Annotated in this window: 14 protein-coding genes; 1 reads left to right on the top strand and 13 read right to left on the bottom strand. The window is 37.2% G+C overall.

What is annotated here, in order from left to right; genetic code table 11:
* Positions 1–2: 2 nt before the first annotated feature.
* The 12 genes from SWOL_RS03690 to SWOL_RS03640 form a co-directional block, all read right to left on the bottom strand.
* Entirely contained in the window at positions 3–1,124 is a 1,122-nt protein-coding gene (locus tag SWOL_RS03690) for an MraY family glycosyltransferase (protein ID WP_011640159.1), read from the bottom strand.
* A gap of 79 nt (positions 1,125–1,203) precedes the next feature.
* Positions 1,204–2,397, bottom strand: coding sequence for a glycosyltransferase family 4 protein (locus tag SWOL_RS03685; protein ID WP_011640158.1), 1,194 nt, complete (start codon positions 2,395–2,397; stop codon positions 1,204–1,206).
* Complete coding sequence (locus SWOL_RS03680) at positions 2,394–3,299, bottom strand: NAD-dependent epimerase/dehydratase family protein (RefSeq protein WP_011640157.1); 906 nt, start codon at positions 3,297–3,299, stop codon at positions 2,394–2,396. Before SWOL_RS03680 ends, SWOL_RS03685 begins: the two co-directional genes overlap by 4 nt.
* A gap of 23 nt (positions 3,300–3,322) precedes the next feature.
* Positions 3,323–4,453, bottom strand: a complete 1,131-nt coding sequence (gene wecB / locus SWOL_RS03675) for a non-hydrolyzing UDP-N-acetylglucosamine 2-epimerase (protein WP_207635332.1) — start codon at positions 4,451–4,453, stop codon at positions 3,323–3,325.
* Positions 4,447–5,319 (bottom strand): dTDP-4-dehydrorhamnose reductase family protein, encoded by an 873-nt coding sequence (locus tag SWOL_RS03670; RefSeq protein WP_155814123.1) that lies wholly within the window; start codon positions 5,317–5,319, stop codon positions 4,447–4,449. Before SWOL_RS03670 ends, wecB begins: the two co-directional genes overlap by 7 nt.
* Positions 5,320–5,356: 37 nt before the next feature.
* A complete protein-coding gene (locus tag SWOL_RS03665) occupies positions 5,357–6,370 on the bottom strand; it encodes a polysaccharide biosynthesis protein (protein ID WP_011640154.1) in 1,014 nt (337 codons plus the stop codon).
* A gap of 47 nt (positions 6,371–6,417) precedes the next feature.
* Positions 6,418–7,566: a glycosyltransferase family 4 protein gene (locus SWOL_RS03660; protein WP_011640153.1), complete on the bottom strand. Its 1,149-nt coding sequence runs from the start codon at positions 7,564–7,566 to the stop codon at positions 6,418–6,420.
* A gap of 425 nt (positions 7,567–7,991) precedes the next feature.
* Positions 7,992–8,144, bottom strand: a complete 153-nt coding sequence (locus SWOL_RS14705; RefSeq protein WP_155814122.1) for a hypothetical protein — start codon at positions 8,142–8,144, stop codon at positions 7,992–7,994.
* Between the two features lie 28 nt (positions 8,145–8,172).
* On the bottom strand, positions 8,173–9,450 hold the full coding sequence (locus SWOL_RS03655; protein WP_011640152.1) for an IS110 family RNA-guided transposase: 1,278 nt from the start codon (positions 9,448–9,450) through the stop codon (positions 8,173–8,175).
* 84 nt (positions 9,451–9,534) lie between these two features.
* The gene (locus SWOL_RS03650; protein ID WP_041427364.1) at positions 9,535–10,800 is read right to left on the bottom strand and encodes an O-antigen polymerase; all 1,266 of its coding nucleotides are present in this window, start codon (positions 10,798–10,800) and stop codon (positions 9,535–9,537) included.
* A gap of 36 nt (positions 10,801–10,836) precedes the next feature.
* Positions 10,837–12,303, bottom strand: a complete 1,467-nt coding sequence (locus SWOL_RS03645) for a lipopolysaccharide biosynthesis protein (protein ID WP_278078281.1) — start codon at positions 12,301–12,303, stop codon at positions 10,837–10,839.
* Positions 12,304–12,351: 48 nt separating this feature from the next.
* The gene (locus SWOL_RS03640; protein WP_011640149.1) at positions 12,352–13,917 is read right to left on the bottom strand and encodes a hypothetical protein; all 1,566 of its coding nucleotides are present in this window, start codon (positions 13,915–13,917) and stop codon (positions 12,352–12,354) included.
* A 199-nt stretch (positions 13,918–14,116) separates the two neighbouring features.
* On the opposite strand from SWOL_RS03640, the gene SWOL_RS03635 reads away from it, so the two are divergent.
* The gene (locus SWOL_RS03635) at positions 14,117–15,337 is read left to right on the top strand and encodes a transposase (RefSeq protein ID WP_011640148.1); all 1,221 of its coding nucleotides are present in this window, start codon (positions 14,117–14,119) and stop codon (positions 15,335–15,337) included.
* Positions 15,338–15,572: 235 nt separating this feature from the next.
* Here SWOL_RS03635 and SWOL_RS15225 read toward each other — a convergent pair whose 3' ends face one another.
* Positions 15,573–15,764 carry an acyltransferase gene (locus SWOL_RS15225; RefSeq protein ID WP_423218531.1) on the bottom strand — a complete coding sequence of 64 codons (192 nt, stop codon included), beginning with the start codon at positions 15,762–15,764 and terminating at the stop codon, positions 15,573–15,575.
* Between the last annotated feature and the right edge of the window lie 27 nt (positions 15,765–15,791).

Raw genomic sequence — 15,791 nt, 5'->3', positions numbered from 1 at the left:
TCTTAAACATCACCTGAATCCTCAGTTTCATATACAGCAGCCACTTCTTTTTGACCGACAACAACATCCAGGTGATTAAGTACCACTCTTCCCACCACATAATCAGCAATTAGTTTAGAGCTAAACCTATGTGCCAGCATAAAATGCACCATGGTTAGTAAAATGAAAGCACCCAAAATGATCCATAATAAATATCCCCGATATTGAATAGCACCTGCTGCTGCAGCACCTAGCAAGATATTTATAAACAAAACCGCTAAAGTAACCTGTTTATGCGAATATCCGGCCTGGACTGCCAATTGATATACATGAGTCTTATGCGGCTGGGATAGCTTCTCACCCCGGGCCAACCTTTTAAAAAGGGTAATAGTCGCATCGGTAATAAAAACTCCTAAAAGCATTAGCCATACAATAAGAGGGACGGAGAAGCTTTTTTCCGAAACAATCGCCAGCACAGCAAAAACATACCCCAAAAACCCGCTCCCCACATCACCCATAAATATCTGAGCCGGGGGCCAGTTCCAGACCAGAAAGCCAGCAACCGCCAGAGCTAGAATTATGCAAACCCAGGCTAACCCCTGTGAACCGCCCCAGAAAAGCAAGAAACCGGCACCGAGCGCCACACTTATAGCCTCAATACCGGCTATACCATCTATTCCGTCCATAAAATTATACAGATTAATCAACCAGACAATACCAACCGCAGCTATTATACTCCCGGCCCACCCCAGATGAACCATAGTAAACCCCACATCCATCCGGGTAAATCCACCTAACCAGTACAGAGCCCAGATAGCCGCCAGGAAATGCACTACTAATCTTAAACCAGGGCTAACACTGTTTTTATCATCTATCCAGCCAATGGCGGCAATTAGCACACCGCCTCCCACCAATGCCACAGCCACATTTACAGTAACTATTCCCAAGGCAGCAATAAACACCAGGGAAAAAATAAAAGTAGCTGCTATCGCCAGTCCTCCCCCCCGGGGAGTAACAACCGAATGTGAGCTACGTTCATTGGGAATGTCCAGGATATTTTTTTTTAACGCATAAAAATGAACCAGAGTTGTAAGAGAATATGAAGCCAGAACAACTATAATCAAACCAAGTATAACTCTGGTCAAGTCAATACCTCTCCCCTCAAATCCTTCCAACTCATTTCATCAGCGTAAACACTGTGAAATCCTAACAATCTCATCAATCTTAACCACTGTTTTCCACAGTTAAAAACTCAATTAAACTTCTCATAAATATCTTTTTATCGAAATGCTCCTGATAATACTTACGGGCATTTTCACCCATGACATTATGTTTTTCAGTATTAAAAGCAAAATCTCTGACAAGCTCAACCAGTGCAATATAATCCTCAGCCTCACAACAAAGACCACAGCCTGCTTCTTCGATAACCAGGCGGGTTTCCCCGTCAATCGCACCGATAATCGGTTTCCCGGCTGCCATATAGGATTGCACTTTATTAGGCAGGGTATATGATATCTCTTTATTGGCTTTTAAGGTCACCAAAAATGCATCCGCCATTGAATAGAAATCGGGCATATCCTCAATAGGACGTTGCCCGTAGAATATTACATTACTTAATCCAAACTCTATGGCTAATTCTTCGCAATTTATTCGATCTGAGCCATCTCCGACAATATGCCAGTTAATCTTATCAAAGTCTTTTAATTCATTGGCTGCCTTAATAATGGTTTCTACACTCTGCATTTCACCTATATTACCTGCAAAAACTAAATTAATTATCCCGCTTTCGTGACATTCAGATTGAATATCCTCAAACAGGCTCTCCGCATAAACAGGTAAATACTGAATATCACTGTCAATTCCAATAACCTCTTCGAAATACTTCTGAAACAGCTTCGAACTAATAGCTAATTTATCAGCCCGTTTATATATATACCGGCTAAGTCTCAACAAAGTCGTGTATATGAGACCTTCTGTTTTTAAACCTGCAGCCGCTATACTTTCCGGCCACAAGTCCTGACAATATAATAGCAGGGGTTTTCCGGTAAGCTTCTTAAGTAACAGAGCAGGTAAAGCCATGGTTACCGGAGATAGTTGGTAAACCAGGATTAGAGCGAAATCCTTTTCTAGGAATAAAGCCTTCACCGAGGCACATATAGCAAAACTCAAATAGTTCAAGGCAAGCCTCAGCTTACCCTGTCCTCGGGCAACTAAAGAGCTTCTAATAACCCGGACTCCATTAATATCCTCATGGCGCCGCTTAAACCATCTATAATCCTTGGGAATAACTCCGGATGGATAATTGGGAAGGCCGGTGAAAACAGTTACATCATAACCCAGCTTCACCAGTTCAAAACATATATCATTAACTTTGAACTGCTCAGGATAAAAATATTGACATACAACTAATAATTTCATCGCTGTTTTGTCCTTGATGAATTGTATCTAGCCAGATATTCATTTACCTCTTCAACAATCCCATCTTCAAATGATACCGGTGAATAACTAAAATCACGCACTGCATCTTCATAGTCAAAAGCCTTATCCTCCTGCATCCGCAGTACCTGCTCAACTGATATAATGGCATTTTTATCAAGAGCATTGTAAACCCTTGCAGCTAATATTGAAAACCACAATGGAATCTTTATGATTACGTTTTTTCTTCCTAAAGTATCGGAAACAGTACGGACCAGTTCCATATATGTCAGAGGCCTTTTCCCAGGCAAGTTATATCCTTTATTAAATGTAGTACTTCGATTTACTATAACATCATAATACGCGTTACCCAGGTCCCGGGCATGAACGGGTTGCATCAAGTTTTCGCCTTCACCAAACATGGGGAAAAACTTAATCTTATGTAAAAAGGTAATAAGTTTATACATATTTCGGTCCCGGGAGGAACCATATATCATGGTAGGCCTTAATACCGTAATCCCCATACGATTCCGGAATTTTAAAACATATTCTTCAATTTCTATATACTCTGCTGAAGCACTTTTATATTTTGAATACCTGCCCGTGGTATGAACCAGTATCGCCCAATCCAAATTATTATCTAATGCAGCCTTAACTACATTCCGGGAAAAATCGATAGAGGCAATATGTAATACGGTGCTGCACCCGACCATAGTTGATGTTAAAAATTCCTGATCATTAAGGTTTCCCGAAACTATATCAATATCCAGACCGCTTTTATTTAAAAAATCAGTATCACTTTCCGGAAGAACTATACACCTTATCCTGCCTTTATAGCCTTCACTAATTAACCTTTTGACAAACCATTGACCAGAATGCCCGGTTATACCCGTAACATAAAGCATTTAAAGCTCCCTTGGCGTTAGCCTTATTTGTACCATACCGTCCGATTAACATAATCAATATAACTGAGAATAATCCGCACTACTTTTTGGGAAACATTATCAGTATCATAATCTTTAACAATCTGAATTCCCTGGGGATGGGCCTCAAATTGAGCGGTGACAACAGCTATTGCATTAATTACATTGCTCTCCTTCAAACCGCACATAATCAGCGTTCCCTCGTCCATTCCTTCAGGACGTTCATGAGCTTCTCTAATGGTAACTGCCGGGAAACCCAAAATTGATGATTCTTCAGTTATTGTTCCACTATCAGAAACAACACAAAACGTATTCATCTGTAGATTAACATAATCAAAGAAACCTAAAGGTTTAAGAAAATGAATCATCTCATCGAAAAGCAACTCCGGTTGTTCTTTCATTCGCTTCCTGGTTCTCGGATGAGTGGATACAATAACCGGATATTTATACGTTTGAGCTAAAGAATTTAATGTTAACACCAGTTGTTTAAAGTTCTTATCGGAATCTATATTTTCCTCCCTATGGGCGCTCACCAAGATATATTTCCCTCGTTTCAGACCCAACCGTTCCAGCACTGTAGACGATTGAATCTTTGGCATATAATATTGTAAAACTTCTTTCATGGTGGAACCAGTTTTTATAACTGTTTCCGCCGCAATACCTTCCTGCAGTAAATATCGGCGGGCGTGTTCCGTCAAGGTCATATTAATATCACTTAAATGATCTACAATTTTACGATTAATTTCTTCGGGCACACGCTGATCAAAACAACGGTTTCCTGCCTCCATATGAAAAATAGGGATTTTCCGGCGCTTAGCAGATATAACTGCCAGACAACTGTTAGTATCACCGTAAAATAGAACCGCATCCGGTTTTTCCTTTGCCATAACAAGATCAGACTTGGCAATAACATTGGCAATCGTATCGGCTACACTATTCCCTACAGCATTTAAAAAATAATCCGGTTTCTTGATTTCCATTTCCTTGAAAAACACTTCATTTAGCTCAAAATCATAATTCTGTCCGGTATGTACCAGAACATGCTCAGTATATAGTTCTAGTTGTGGAATTACCCGGCTGAGTTTAATTATCTCTGGACGAGTCCCAACGATCGTCATTACTTTAGGTTTCATGATTTAGAATACTCCTTGTACATTTTATCAGCCATTTCCTCCCAGGAGGGAGGTTGATAACCGGTGGCCTGTCGGAAGCGATCTGAATTTAATGACCGATCCTGGACAAAGTCGTGATAAGGTTCAATAACAATTTTCTTACCGTATTTTGTTGCTACCAGATTTAATAAATCATACTTTGATATCGGCTCAGATGAAACATGATAAACCCCGGACAATTCCTTATTGGGTAAAACTACCTCACGAATAATACGAGCCAGCTCAACTGTAGGAAAACCAGAATAAATGGCCTTTGTAAAACCACGTATTGAGCCTTCCTGGGCTAAAAACCATTCAATTAAGCCAAGTTTCCCCTTTAGTTCATGGCCTATTATAGAAGTCCGTATGGTCACACAATGAGGATACGAAACCTCTCCTAAAAACTTGGAACGACCGTATAAATCCTGAGCATCTGAGGGATCCTGCTCGGTATAGTTACCCTTGCTGCCATTGAAAACACAATCAGTACTGATATGTATCAACCTGGCCCCGGCAGTCCGGCATACCAAAGAGATTCTATGGGGGAGAAGAGAATTAACTGTTATAGCAGATAAAGGATCACTGGAGATGGGCAACTGTTTAATGAGACCGATACAGTTAATGACTACATCAGGTTGAATTGACGCCAATGCCCTTATTACAGTATCGAAATTGTCAGCATCAACACCAATACGAATTTTACTAACCATATCAGCGGGGAACCATTCCTTCAAACCTTCGGAACTTCTAGCAGTTGCGTAAACATCCAGATTAGGTTCTAACATTAACTGTGAAAACAGAGTATGCCCCAACATACCAGTTCCACCTAAAATAAGAACTCTAGTTTTCATTAATTTTTCCTCCCCTGATATGTGTTTCCTACACATTTCATCTGCTTCCCAGCTGTTGTTTAATATAATCAAGTGTTAACAACATTTCTTTAATTTCCGATACATTCAGGCGCCTGGTATTATGCGAATGATAATCTTCCTGATAGGATAACTGCTCCTGACCCTCAATAAAATATTTATTATAGTTTAGATCTCGTTGGTCCGCCGGAACCCGGTAATACCTACCCAGATCCTCAGCCCGTACCAATTCCTCACGAGTCAAGAGGGTTTCATAGAGCTTCTCTCCATGCCGGGTGCCAATTATCTTAATCTCATTATCAGCATTAAACAGTTCCTTAAGTGCCAGGGCCAAATCTCCGATAGTAGCAGCAGGAGCCTTTTGAACAAAAATATCACCCTGTGAACCATGCTCATAAGCATATAGTACCAGATCCACCGCATCTTCAATTGACATCAAAAACCTGGTCATATTAGGGTCAGTTACAGTTAAAGCCTGTCCACTCTTAATCTGATCAACAAATAAAGGAATAACCGACCCCCTGGAGGCCATCACATTTCCATATCGCGTACCACAAAATACGGTTCCCTTTTCATCCATAGTTCGTGCTTTGGCCACCATTACCTTTTCCATCATGGCCTTTGAAATTCCCATCGCATTTATAGGATATACAGCTTTGTCGGTGCCGAGCACAATCATCTTTCTTACATGATTCTTAATCGCAGCATTGAGAACATTTTCAGTGCCTAAAATATTAGTCCGCACCGCTTCCATCGGATAAAACTCACAGGACGGAACCTGCTTTAGGGCTGCCGCATGAAAAACATAATCTACACCATACATTGCAGATTCTATACTTTCATAATTACGCACATCACCTATGTAAAACTTTATCTTATGGTTCATCAACTGGGTCCGCATATCATATTGTTTTTTTTCATCCCGGCTGAAGATACGAATTTCTCTGATATCGGTATCAAGAAAGCGCTTTAAGACGGCGTTGCCGAAGGTGCCGGTTCCGCCGGTGATGATTAGGGTTGTGCCATTAAACATTTATCAAGTCCTCCGTGGTTGTATCTTCCTTCCTTTAAACAAATTGTTTACATGTTAATTGTTTTTGAATTGTAAATGTTTTCAATACTCTGCCATGTTAATCTGCCTACTTTCTCCCAGTCAAATAATAGCGAACGCTCTCCCGCTTTCTTAGCTAATTCTTTCATCTTGTTTTCATCATCAATAAACCTAATGATAGAATTAGCAAAGTCTTCTGGTGATGTTGGATCGAAATACTCAACAGAATCTCCCCCAAATTCCGGCATAGGTTCACAGTCCGATACTAAAGTAGGTCGTCCAGCACCAAGCGCCTCCAACAAAATATTGGGGCAATTCTCGCATTCCGAAGCAAAAATGTTAACCTTTGCATGATAATAAAGTGCAGGAAGTTCATTATATGGAACAGGTCCTGTTATTATAACATCGTTTTGCAACCCATGTTTCACAATCTCTTTTTTAATCATTTTCGTATAATATGACCGTTCCTCATCTGGACCTACTAGAAGAAGTTTTTCACTCGTTTGCCTCCATTTTTTTAGCAATGCAAATCCTTGGATTAGTTCTATTTGAGCCTTATATACATCTAATATTGAAACATATAATAAATAATCCTCAGCTGGCAACCATTGTGGACGGGGAATTGCTTTTTTATCAAAAATCCTAAATTCAGCGGATAAACCATGTGGAATAATTACGGTATTTCTTAGTTTCTTTTTGGCTCTTTTTTTTATAACTTTAGATGCATATTCTGAAATAAAAATTACTAAGTCCGCCTCTATCATGCTATCAAGCAACAAGCGTTCAAGTAACCAGTTTCTAAACCTCATATAACCTAAAGGATATTTTACCCTTTGTTTTAAATCAAAGGGAATCATGTTCCTAAACATTGTCACTTTCACACAATTTGACGGAATTCCTTTGGTTATCAAACCACCTGGACAAAAAAGAATATCAACCTTCCTTTCTTTAATGAGATCCGGTAGATATCTTCTCATCCATACCGCTCTTATAAATGGGTTTTCGAGACTTTTATCAACATCTATTCTATGTATATTCTGTATAGAAGGCAGAGTTAGCTTTTTAGGTGAAAGAATAATAATATCATGTTCTAAAATTTCGGTATAATTAAGGAGATTTATTAAATAGGTCTGTCCTCCGCCCATTAAAGCAGCTGTTGCGTCAATCAAAATTTTCATTTTACCTTCCTTAAATTACTCATTTATTGTTCTAATATTAGTACAAACTCAAATAATATTAATATTGCCCACAAATATTGGGGAGATATTCCTTACACTTCATAGACCTTTTAGTTTCCTCTCTAAATGCCCTGTAACCTGAACTTGAATCTATGCCTCCCTTAATAAACTAAGCCTTACTTCAAATATCGCTCGTTTTCTCACAATTTCATTTTCATTACGGATAGCCCATCTCTTGTTTGTTACATCTTTGTGTAATTATGGATGATGGTGAGTACGCTCCGTTAAGCCGCTTAGTTTCTTGTATTGTGGCCAGTGGGGATTCCACACCATCTCCTGGCAGCAACCCTCCCATGTCTTCCTGGGTCTAAAGCCCTTAATTCCTTCGTTCTGCCTATCCAAGAGGTGGAACGTCAGTCATGCTCCTAAACGGGGTCATTGCCCTCATGGTAAAATTCAACCTGACTGTCCCGGCTCCCGTTTTTATCGTGATTTTGATTCTTGAAGCTTTGTTCATCACTACTTACTGAGTGGCTGTGAGTAGCCATTCTTACGCTGGCAATGAATGTTATAAACAATCGTTATGGTAAAGTCTCTATTGCCATTCTAGGCGGCTACTCTAATTGATTGTTCCATATCCCCCAGCATCTTCTCTGGGCTGTAATCGACGCCTTTGGTTAGTATTGCATAGAAAACCCGGATCAGCTTACCGCAAAGGGCGATGATGGACTGCATCTTGTTAAGCGGATTATTCTCCCGCATTAGGTCTCTTTGGTGAAGTAGCCGAAACTCTTGGTTCTTTCCCAGTATGGCGATCATGGAAAAGAATAAGCTGTGCCTCAGTCGTCTTCTACCTCTGCGACTGATAGTGGTTCTTCCCTTGTGTTTACCAGAACTGTTCTCTACCAGATTGAGTCCAGCCAGCTTCTGTATCTGTCTAGGATCTTGGAACCTACTGATATCGCCTACTTCGCCGACAAAGGTGGCTGCTGTGATTAGGCCGACTCCTTTGATATCCAGGAGTTTGTCAGCATTAGGCACTTGCATCAGCAGTTCTTGCATGAGTTGTTCCAGCTTGTCGTATTGCTGACAGTACAGGTCATATTCTGCTAGCAGGTTTTGCAAACTAACCTCGGAGGCCACTTTCCCGCTAGTTCGACCTACACTTCTACTTGCCACCTTTACCAGTCTTTCTGCACGTTTTAGGCTGGCGCGCTTCATTTGCTTTCTCCACGTCTCTACAATCTTATCAACACCCATTTCCATAACCTTCTCTGGTGTTGGAAAGCTTCTGAGAGTTATCAATGATGCATTTCTTCTCCAGTCCTTGAAGACTGTTGTGAACTCAGGAAACCGGATATCTAGCCACCTAACGACCCGGTTGTAGATAGAAGTCAATTGCTCCTGCAATCGTTCCCGTTCTGATACCGCTTCTCTTAGCTCTTGATAGATGTCGTCGGGTATGTACACTTCCCGATAACGCCCATCTTTCACCAACATGGCGATTGTTTTCGGGTCTTTACGATCGTTCTTGGTAGGGCTATTGTCATCCAGTTCCTTCGTTCGTTTGACGTGGAACGGATTGACTATGGCCAGTTTATGGCCTTGGCGTTTGAGATGATCCCCTAGCGTAAACCAATAATGTCCTGTGGGTTCGAAGCCGACGATGATACCCGTCTTTTCTTGCTGCTTGCATATATCACGCATCCACTGACCCAATCGCTCAAATCCTTGGTCTGTGTTGCTAAATTTCAGCAGCCTGGCTAGCTCCATCCCTCTGTAATCAAAGGCTCTTGCGTAGTGGGTCTCTTTGCCAATGTCAATTCCAACGACCAGAGTCTCAAATTTGATTTGCGAAATCTTTTGATTTTGTGTATTTTTCATATAGGGATGCCTCCTCAATCTTTTGTTTTGTGCCTTTCTGTGGGGATCAGCACAATTCAATTGTATTGATGGGCGTCTCTTTTTTCAAAGACCGTTCTTAAGCATTACAGGAATACTCCTTTTAGGGTTTGTATTTTGACTAGTAATCCTAATAATTGAACATATAACAACTAAATATACAATTTTGATTACTGTACCGACTATTAAATTAGTCCATTCCGCAGTAACTAATCCGGGTATTGCAGTTAACAGAATAATATATGATGTTATTCTTAATAGAGTAATTTTGCTAAAGCTGATAATAAGCTGCCGATAATAATACATCAACAAATACATAAAAGAAAATAATAATACCAAACCTACAAGAATCCCTAATAAACCAAAGTTGATAATTGATTCTGTAATAATACCAGTAGAGTGGTTGCTATACCCTTCCCATGCATTATTAAGGTATAATTTTGTAAAAACAACCCCTCCAGGATCAGGTTTATTAGGCCACCATACGCGCGGTATGAAATTGGTAATAGCCGTTAAGAACGTTTTCCCATACTGTAATTCATTAATATTTGATGTCATAACAACTTCTAATGGATATACTCCATATTTGAATTCATGTCGATCCTTAAATGCTTGATTAGATACTATGTTAAAACTTAAACCTTCATCTGTAACTCTATAACTTTGACGTGCCTCCCCTAAACCTAATGCCACAAGAATTAATAGGATGACAATCACCGTTACTTTTTTGAAATTGATTCGCTTAATCATATAGTGGTATAGAATAAGCATATATAGAAAATTACTTAATAAACTCCCCCGCGAACCAGATAGCAATCCTATAGTTATAAACATACACAGATGCATAATATAAATCATAATTATATGTGTATTACTTTTTTTCATGTCTAAAATTAAAGCAAAATATACCAGATTAATAATGCCAAACATTTTAATCAGAGTTAAAATAATTCCCTTACCTTGCCACATTACAACTCTAAAACCAATTAGATTAATGTATGATTGTATACCCCCCATGTCAGTAATAAGTTTCAATTGTGCTAAGATCGGTATAATTGACAATATCCATAGCCATTTAATTGACTTCGAGTAATCAATATCTAATTGCATTTTTCTTGCAGGTTTATTAATTTTAGGTTCAACAATAACAAGTATTAAACCTAGCAAAAGTAATAACAAATATATATAATATACTTTTTCATTATACACATCGTAGAAAATCGATAAAAAGTATACCCCAATATATAAAATATAAAATTTTATCGGGGAAAATGTATCCTTATTTATATAGAAACTAATTATTATGAGAATCAAGTATATTATTAGGAGCATTAATCCAATAATAATATCATCTCCCAAGCTATTGCTTTAATTATTAGAACTTTTATTTAATATATAATTTGAAAATTTTGTTATTAAAAAATCCCTCCAGTTCTTATTAACTATAAAGAACGAATAAAACACTCCCGCCACCATGAAGATTATCAGTTTGATAACAAAAATATAACTTTGATGACTTAAATAAACTGGTACAATCAGATTCCCTATAGTAATTAAAATTAGATAGAAAGTGATCCATTTTAATAATAGCCTTATTTGATAATTTACGGGATAAAACCGTTGAGCAAATAAATATACTATAACAAATGCAGTCCATGCTCCCATTACATTGGCCCAAGCAGCGCCCATGGCTCCAAATATAGGAATTAATATATAACTACAAATAAGCAAAATAAGTAATGCCAATATCATTGCATAAGAAAGAATATGCGTTTTCTTCTCAATACTAATACCAATTCCCACAATATTGGTAAAACCTTGAGCCAAGAATTGTAAAACCAATACCGATGTTAATAATGATGCCCCATAGTATTCGGGTGTTGTTAGTATAGTCAATATTTCCTTTGAAAAGAATCCGATAAGTGCAACCCCTAAGACAACTACTGTCCCGTATGCTTCAAAAGCCTTTACATATATTTCTTTGGCATTATCTGTTTTATAGATTGATATTGCCAGAGGATCCCATGCCATTCGAAAAACTGATACTATAACCATAGCTATCGATGCTACTTTACTTCCTATAGCGAATAGACCAATATCCATTCTTGATAAATATCCTACCATAATAAAACGGTTAAAGGATGTCATACACCAATTAGCCACAACAGAAGGTAATTGCGGTAAACTATATTTAAGCATTTTTTTAAGGTGCTTTCGAGAAAACAAAATCCTATAAAAACTTTTCAAGTAAATAAAACAGATTATTACACATACTAGTGTGGTACATAAATTTGCTAAAAAATATCCCTGTAACCCTATTTCAAGATAAATGATAAAAAGGATTACTAGTATAAAAGATATAATAACAAAACTAACATTTAGTAATAGAAATACCCAGGGTTTTCGCATAAGTCTAAGAACAATAATAAATTGGTTATATATCGCTGTTAACGGAACTGTAATTATAGCAATTCTAAATGCCCATAAGTTAAACGTATCACCCAAAAACCATTTACAAATACTTCCCGAAAAAAACCATAAAATAGATGTTGCTAATATTCCCCCTATAATGGAACAGATTAAAGCAGTCGACAATAAATATCTTAAGCTTTCTAACTCATCATTATCATCATAAAAAAACCTTCCAACTGCTGATTCCAAATTAATGGAAGCAATTAAAATTATAAGTGAAGTAAATACTGTAATTAAATCAATAATAGCGTAATCTGATGGTGAAAATATCCTTGTTAATATAGGAATAAAAAATATGGCGATGAACTTAGATAAGATACTGCTTAATCCATAAACAGCAGAATCTTTAGCTAAAGTATTTATAAAAACTCGAAAATCAACAATAAAACACCATCCCTTTAAAGAAGCATTCTATAGCTTATAAAGTACATATTTTTCACTCTGACAAATGATTGGCATATCGATAAAATTGTACTTGATATTAGTTGCCTCTTCTGCTTCAACAATACTACGATTAATAAGTACCGCATTTATTCCATATCGTTGCTGAAACCATGAAAAATCTGGTCGGGGCCAATCATATTTAATCAAGTCTTCTTCCATATACTTAAAATCTCGATTAGGCGCAGACATAAAAAGTCGGTAAAACTTAACTTTATGATTATTGATATATGTATCTATTTTATCAACACTCTTAAACGGTATGGCAAGAATACGAGTTTCCTCATTCAAGTTATTAAGAAATTCGATAATACAATCTTTTTCTTCATATTTCCATAGACTTAATAATCCTTCCTTATTCAAATATATATAAGCCAAATTAATCAAACAAAAATCATACAATAAAACAAATAGAATAATGCATTCAGACCAATTATAGTACAACATAAAATAAACAAATAAAGCACTGGCGAAAGCAGCACTCATCTCCAAATACCTTTCTGCTTCTCCTAAAAATAAAAAAGGAGGAAGTGAAGTTAATGAAAATGCAAATATACCTCCCAATATCAATGCTAAGAAATACCGTAACCATTCATTAACCCAAATTATATCAAATAATGTTCTATCAATAATTATTATGTAAAAAACTACAAATAAGATTGGAATAGCATATAATGCGATTATAATCGTTAATTTATTCGTAATAAGTCTTATGAATTTTTTTAGGTCTGTAAATAAATAAACTGGAAGTAATACATAATCAACTAAATTATTTCTATTTTCAGCACCTGTTCCTGAACGATTAGCAAAATACCACTTGTAATGATTTAACTTATGTTTTAATATTTTCCTTATATCAAATGGATTTATTAAAATTGCTATACCAAACGAAACTGCAGTTATTGTAAACGGTATTGCTGATGAATAAAATAGACTTAAAAAAAATGAAACTAGCACCATGTTCTGCATTGCAAATTGTGATGATCCTATAATTAAAATGCCCGTTATAATAGTTAAACTATATAACCACCAAAATTCATTAATAAAGGCAATACCCAAACTCATGAAAAACAGAAATCCCATAAACAGCCCAAACGTCCGTGCAGAATATGAAAGGAGCCTGGCATTTACCGGAAAAAGAATAGGAGTTAAACCATAAACTAAGGCAGCATAAAATGAATACCAAATTATAATTTCCTTTTTGACAAATAATATTTTTTCACCTAAATAGAATAGGAATATAAAAAATATTATTATTGAAAAGCAATCATATATAATGTTTAATGTATAACCAACTATTTTCCAATGTCTTTTAGGAAATAGACTAATTAACCAGTGAGTTATACTAGGATATGCAAAATAACCAAATGGGATGGAATTTGTAACTGTATAATTAAATCTATGTTTATACCTACTATTAATTAACCAAAAGGCTACGTCTTCATCTGTGCTTATTGCAGATGCTCCTATAACAAAGAGTAATCTAATAATGAAATTAAATATAAATAATAACAGAATTAGTAAAATAATTTGCATTAGATCTCCACCTACACATTACAACAATTAATAATGATGATTTAATAATTATGTTTTCGCAAAACCAATTTCGAGACTTTTGCACATTAGTTAAGACCCAAAATAATGGGGTTTGAGTCGTACAGAAAAAGGACTTCACCCCCATTTTGCCGAATTAATAAGTGACAAAACAAATAACCCGTAGGAGGCGAAGTCACTTATGAATATTCGACAGAACTGTATTTTCTCCTTTGAAGACGCATTAAAAATACAACCAAAATCAAGGCTTGAGAAAATAATTAACACCCTTGATCTAAAACCAGTTCTTTGCAAATTAGATAAACCTGGCGAGATAAGAGTTAGACCAAAACCATACCCAGCCTATGCGATGTTAAATGCCCTGATAGCTATGAGACTAGAGAACATGGGTACCTTTACTCAACTGGTTGAACGACTTACTTATGATCCTCATCTACGGTATGTTTGCGGTTTTGAACCATTTGGTACCGCGCCTAGCAAATCATGTTTTAGCCGGTTTTATTCAAAACTTGCTCAGAGCGGTTGTTTAGAAACATTATTTACTTCCCTGGTTAAACAAGCAGAGGAAATGGGCCTTCTTGATCTTAGTTCAGTAGCAATTGACGCTACCAAGGTAGAAGCTTATGAAAAGTCCGTTCCCCGCAAGAATATCATCCAGGATGGTAATGCCGCTGATTGGGGTATTAAGAGTGATACCAACGGCAACCCTATCAAGTGGTTTGGCTACAAGCTCCATATTGGCACCGATGTAAAGTCCGGGCTTCCCATAGCAATGAAGGTAACACCGGCCAATTGTTCTGATTCCAGTGTAGCTTTGGAGTTGGTTGAGAAATGTTGTGCCAATACTCAGTCCAAAATAGTTTACTTCCTGATGGATGCTGGCTATGACCACCGTGAAATATATTCTGTAATCAGAGATAAATACCACGCCCAAGCTATCATTGCCCTGAATAAGCGGGGTGCTAAACAACCTCCAGAAGGTTTTGATTGGGATGGAACTCCCATCTGTTCTGCCAGGTATCGGATGGTGTACTGGGGTTCCTATCAGGGAGTAAACAAGTTTAGATGTCCTCATATTATGGGTAAATGCGACTGTCCTTTTGGCTCCGCCTGGTGTTCTGATAGCAACTATAGAATGGTGGTAAAAACTAAAGTTAAAGACGATCCCAGGTTATTTTCAAGTCCCCACCGGGGCTCTGCTAACTGGCAGAAGCAATATAATTTGAGAACCTACTCAGAACGCTGTTTCAGCCGTTTTAAGGAAAACTTGGGTTTAGAAGACGGGCTAAACGTTAGAAAAATAACTAAGGTTGAAACCCACGCTTATCTCTGTGCTATAACTATGATTGCAGCTGTAATAGCAATAAACCAAGACAGCAGTACTAGATCATCAGCAGCATAATATTTTATCAGTTTTTTAGGAACTATCCCTTTAAAGGGAGGAGTATGCCCAATTACTGAAATTATTTATTAACGAATGTAACTAGATTGACTAACTGTAATTTACTGTAAAGCGGCGGCGCTGTGTTACTCAAATATTTGCTTTTGCTATATGGATTTTTTTGAGTTATGCAAAAGTCTCAATTTCAGTAATACCGATTAATATCCTCATTTATTTCTCCCGTTTCTTTTAAAACCTAACGTTTATTTAGGCTCCGTATTGTTCTTGCTGGGATACCACCAATTAATTCATATCCTTCAAAGCTTTTAGTCACTACGCTATGAGCAGCCACTGCTGTGCATTCACCTAATTCGATGCCAGGTAGTATGGTACTTCTTGTCATAATCCAACAATGATTCCGTATAATTATGTCGTCCTCTATTTTCATAACCATAAATATGGCATAACCAGATTA

Origin of the sequence: Syntrophomonas wolfei subsp. wolfei str. Goettingen G311, assembly GCF_000014725.1 — a bacterium.
In the GTDB taxonomy this organism is placed as follows: domain Bacteria; phylum Bacillota; class Syntrophomonadia; order Syntrophomonadales; family Syntrophomonadaceae; genus Syntrophomonas; species Syntrophomonas wolfei.
This window is presented reverse-complemented; position numbering and strand designations above follow the sequence as displayed.

What these genes read in the sequence shown, in the direction of transcription:
- SWOL_RS03670 (WP_155814123.1), bottom strand. Translation starts at nt 5,319, where the DNA reads ATGAAAACTAGAGTTCTTATTTTAGGTGGAACTGGTATGTTGGGGCAT.
- SWOL_RS03660 (WP_011640153.1), bottom strand. Translation starts at nt 7,566, where the DNA reads ATGAAAATTTTGATTGACGCAACAGCTGCTTTAATGGGCGGAGGACAG.
- SWOL_RS15225 (WP_423218531.1), bottom strand. Translation starts at nt 15,764, where the DNA reads ATGAAAATAGAGGACGACATAATTATACGGAATCATTGTTGGATTATG.
- SWOL_RS03635 (WP_011640148.1), top strand. Translation starts at nt 14,117, where the DNA reads ATGAATATTCGACAGAACTGTATTTTCTCCTTTGAAGACGCATTAAAA.
- SWOL_RS03685 (WP_011640158.1), bottom strand. Translation starts at nt 2,397, where the DNA reads ATGAAATTATTAGTTGTATGTCAATATTTTTATCCTGAGCAGTTCAAA.
- SWOL_RS03665 (WP_011640154.1), bottom strand. Translation starts at nt 6,370, where the DNA reads ATGTTTAATGGCACAACCCTAATCATCACCGGCGGAACCGGCACCTTC.
- SWOL_RS03640 (WP_011640149.1), bottom strand. Translation starts at nt 13,917, where the DNA reads ATGCAAATTATTTTACTAATTCTGTTATTATTTATATTTAATTTCATT.
- SWOL_RS03650 (WP_041427364.1), bottom strand. Translation starts at nt 10,800, where the DNA reads ATGCTCCTAATAATATACTTGATTCTCATAATAATTAGTTTCTATATA.
- SWOL_RS03680 (WP_011640157.1), bottom strand. Translation starts at nt 3,299, where the DNA reads ATGCTTTATGTTACGGGTATAACCGGGCATTCTGGTCAATGGTTTGTC.
- SWOL_RS03655 (WP_011640152.1), bottom strand. Translation starts at nt 9,450, where the DNA reads ATGAAAAATACACAAAATCAAAAGATTTCGCAAATCAAATTTGAGACT.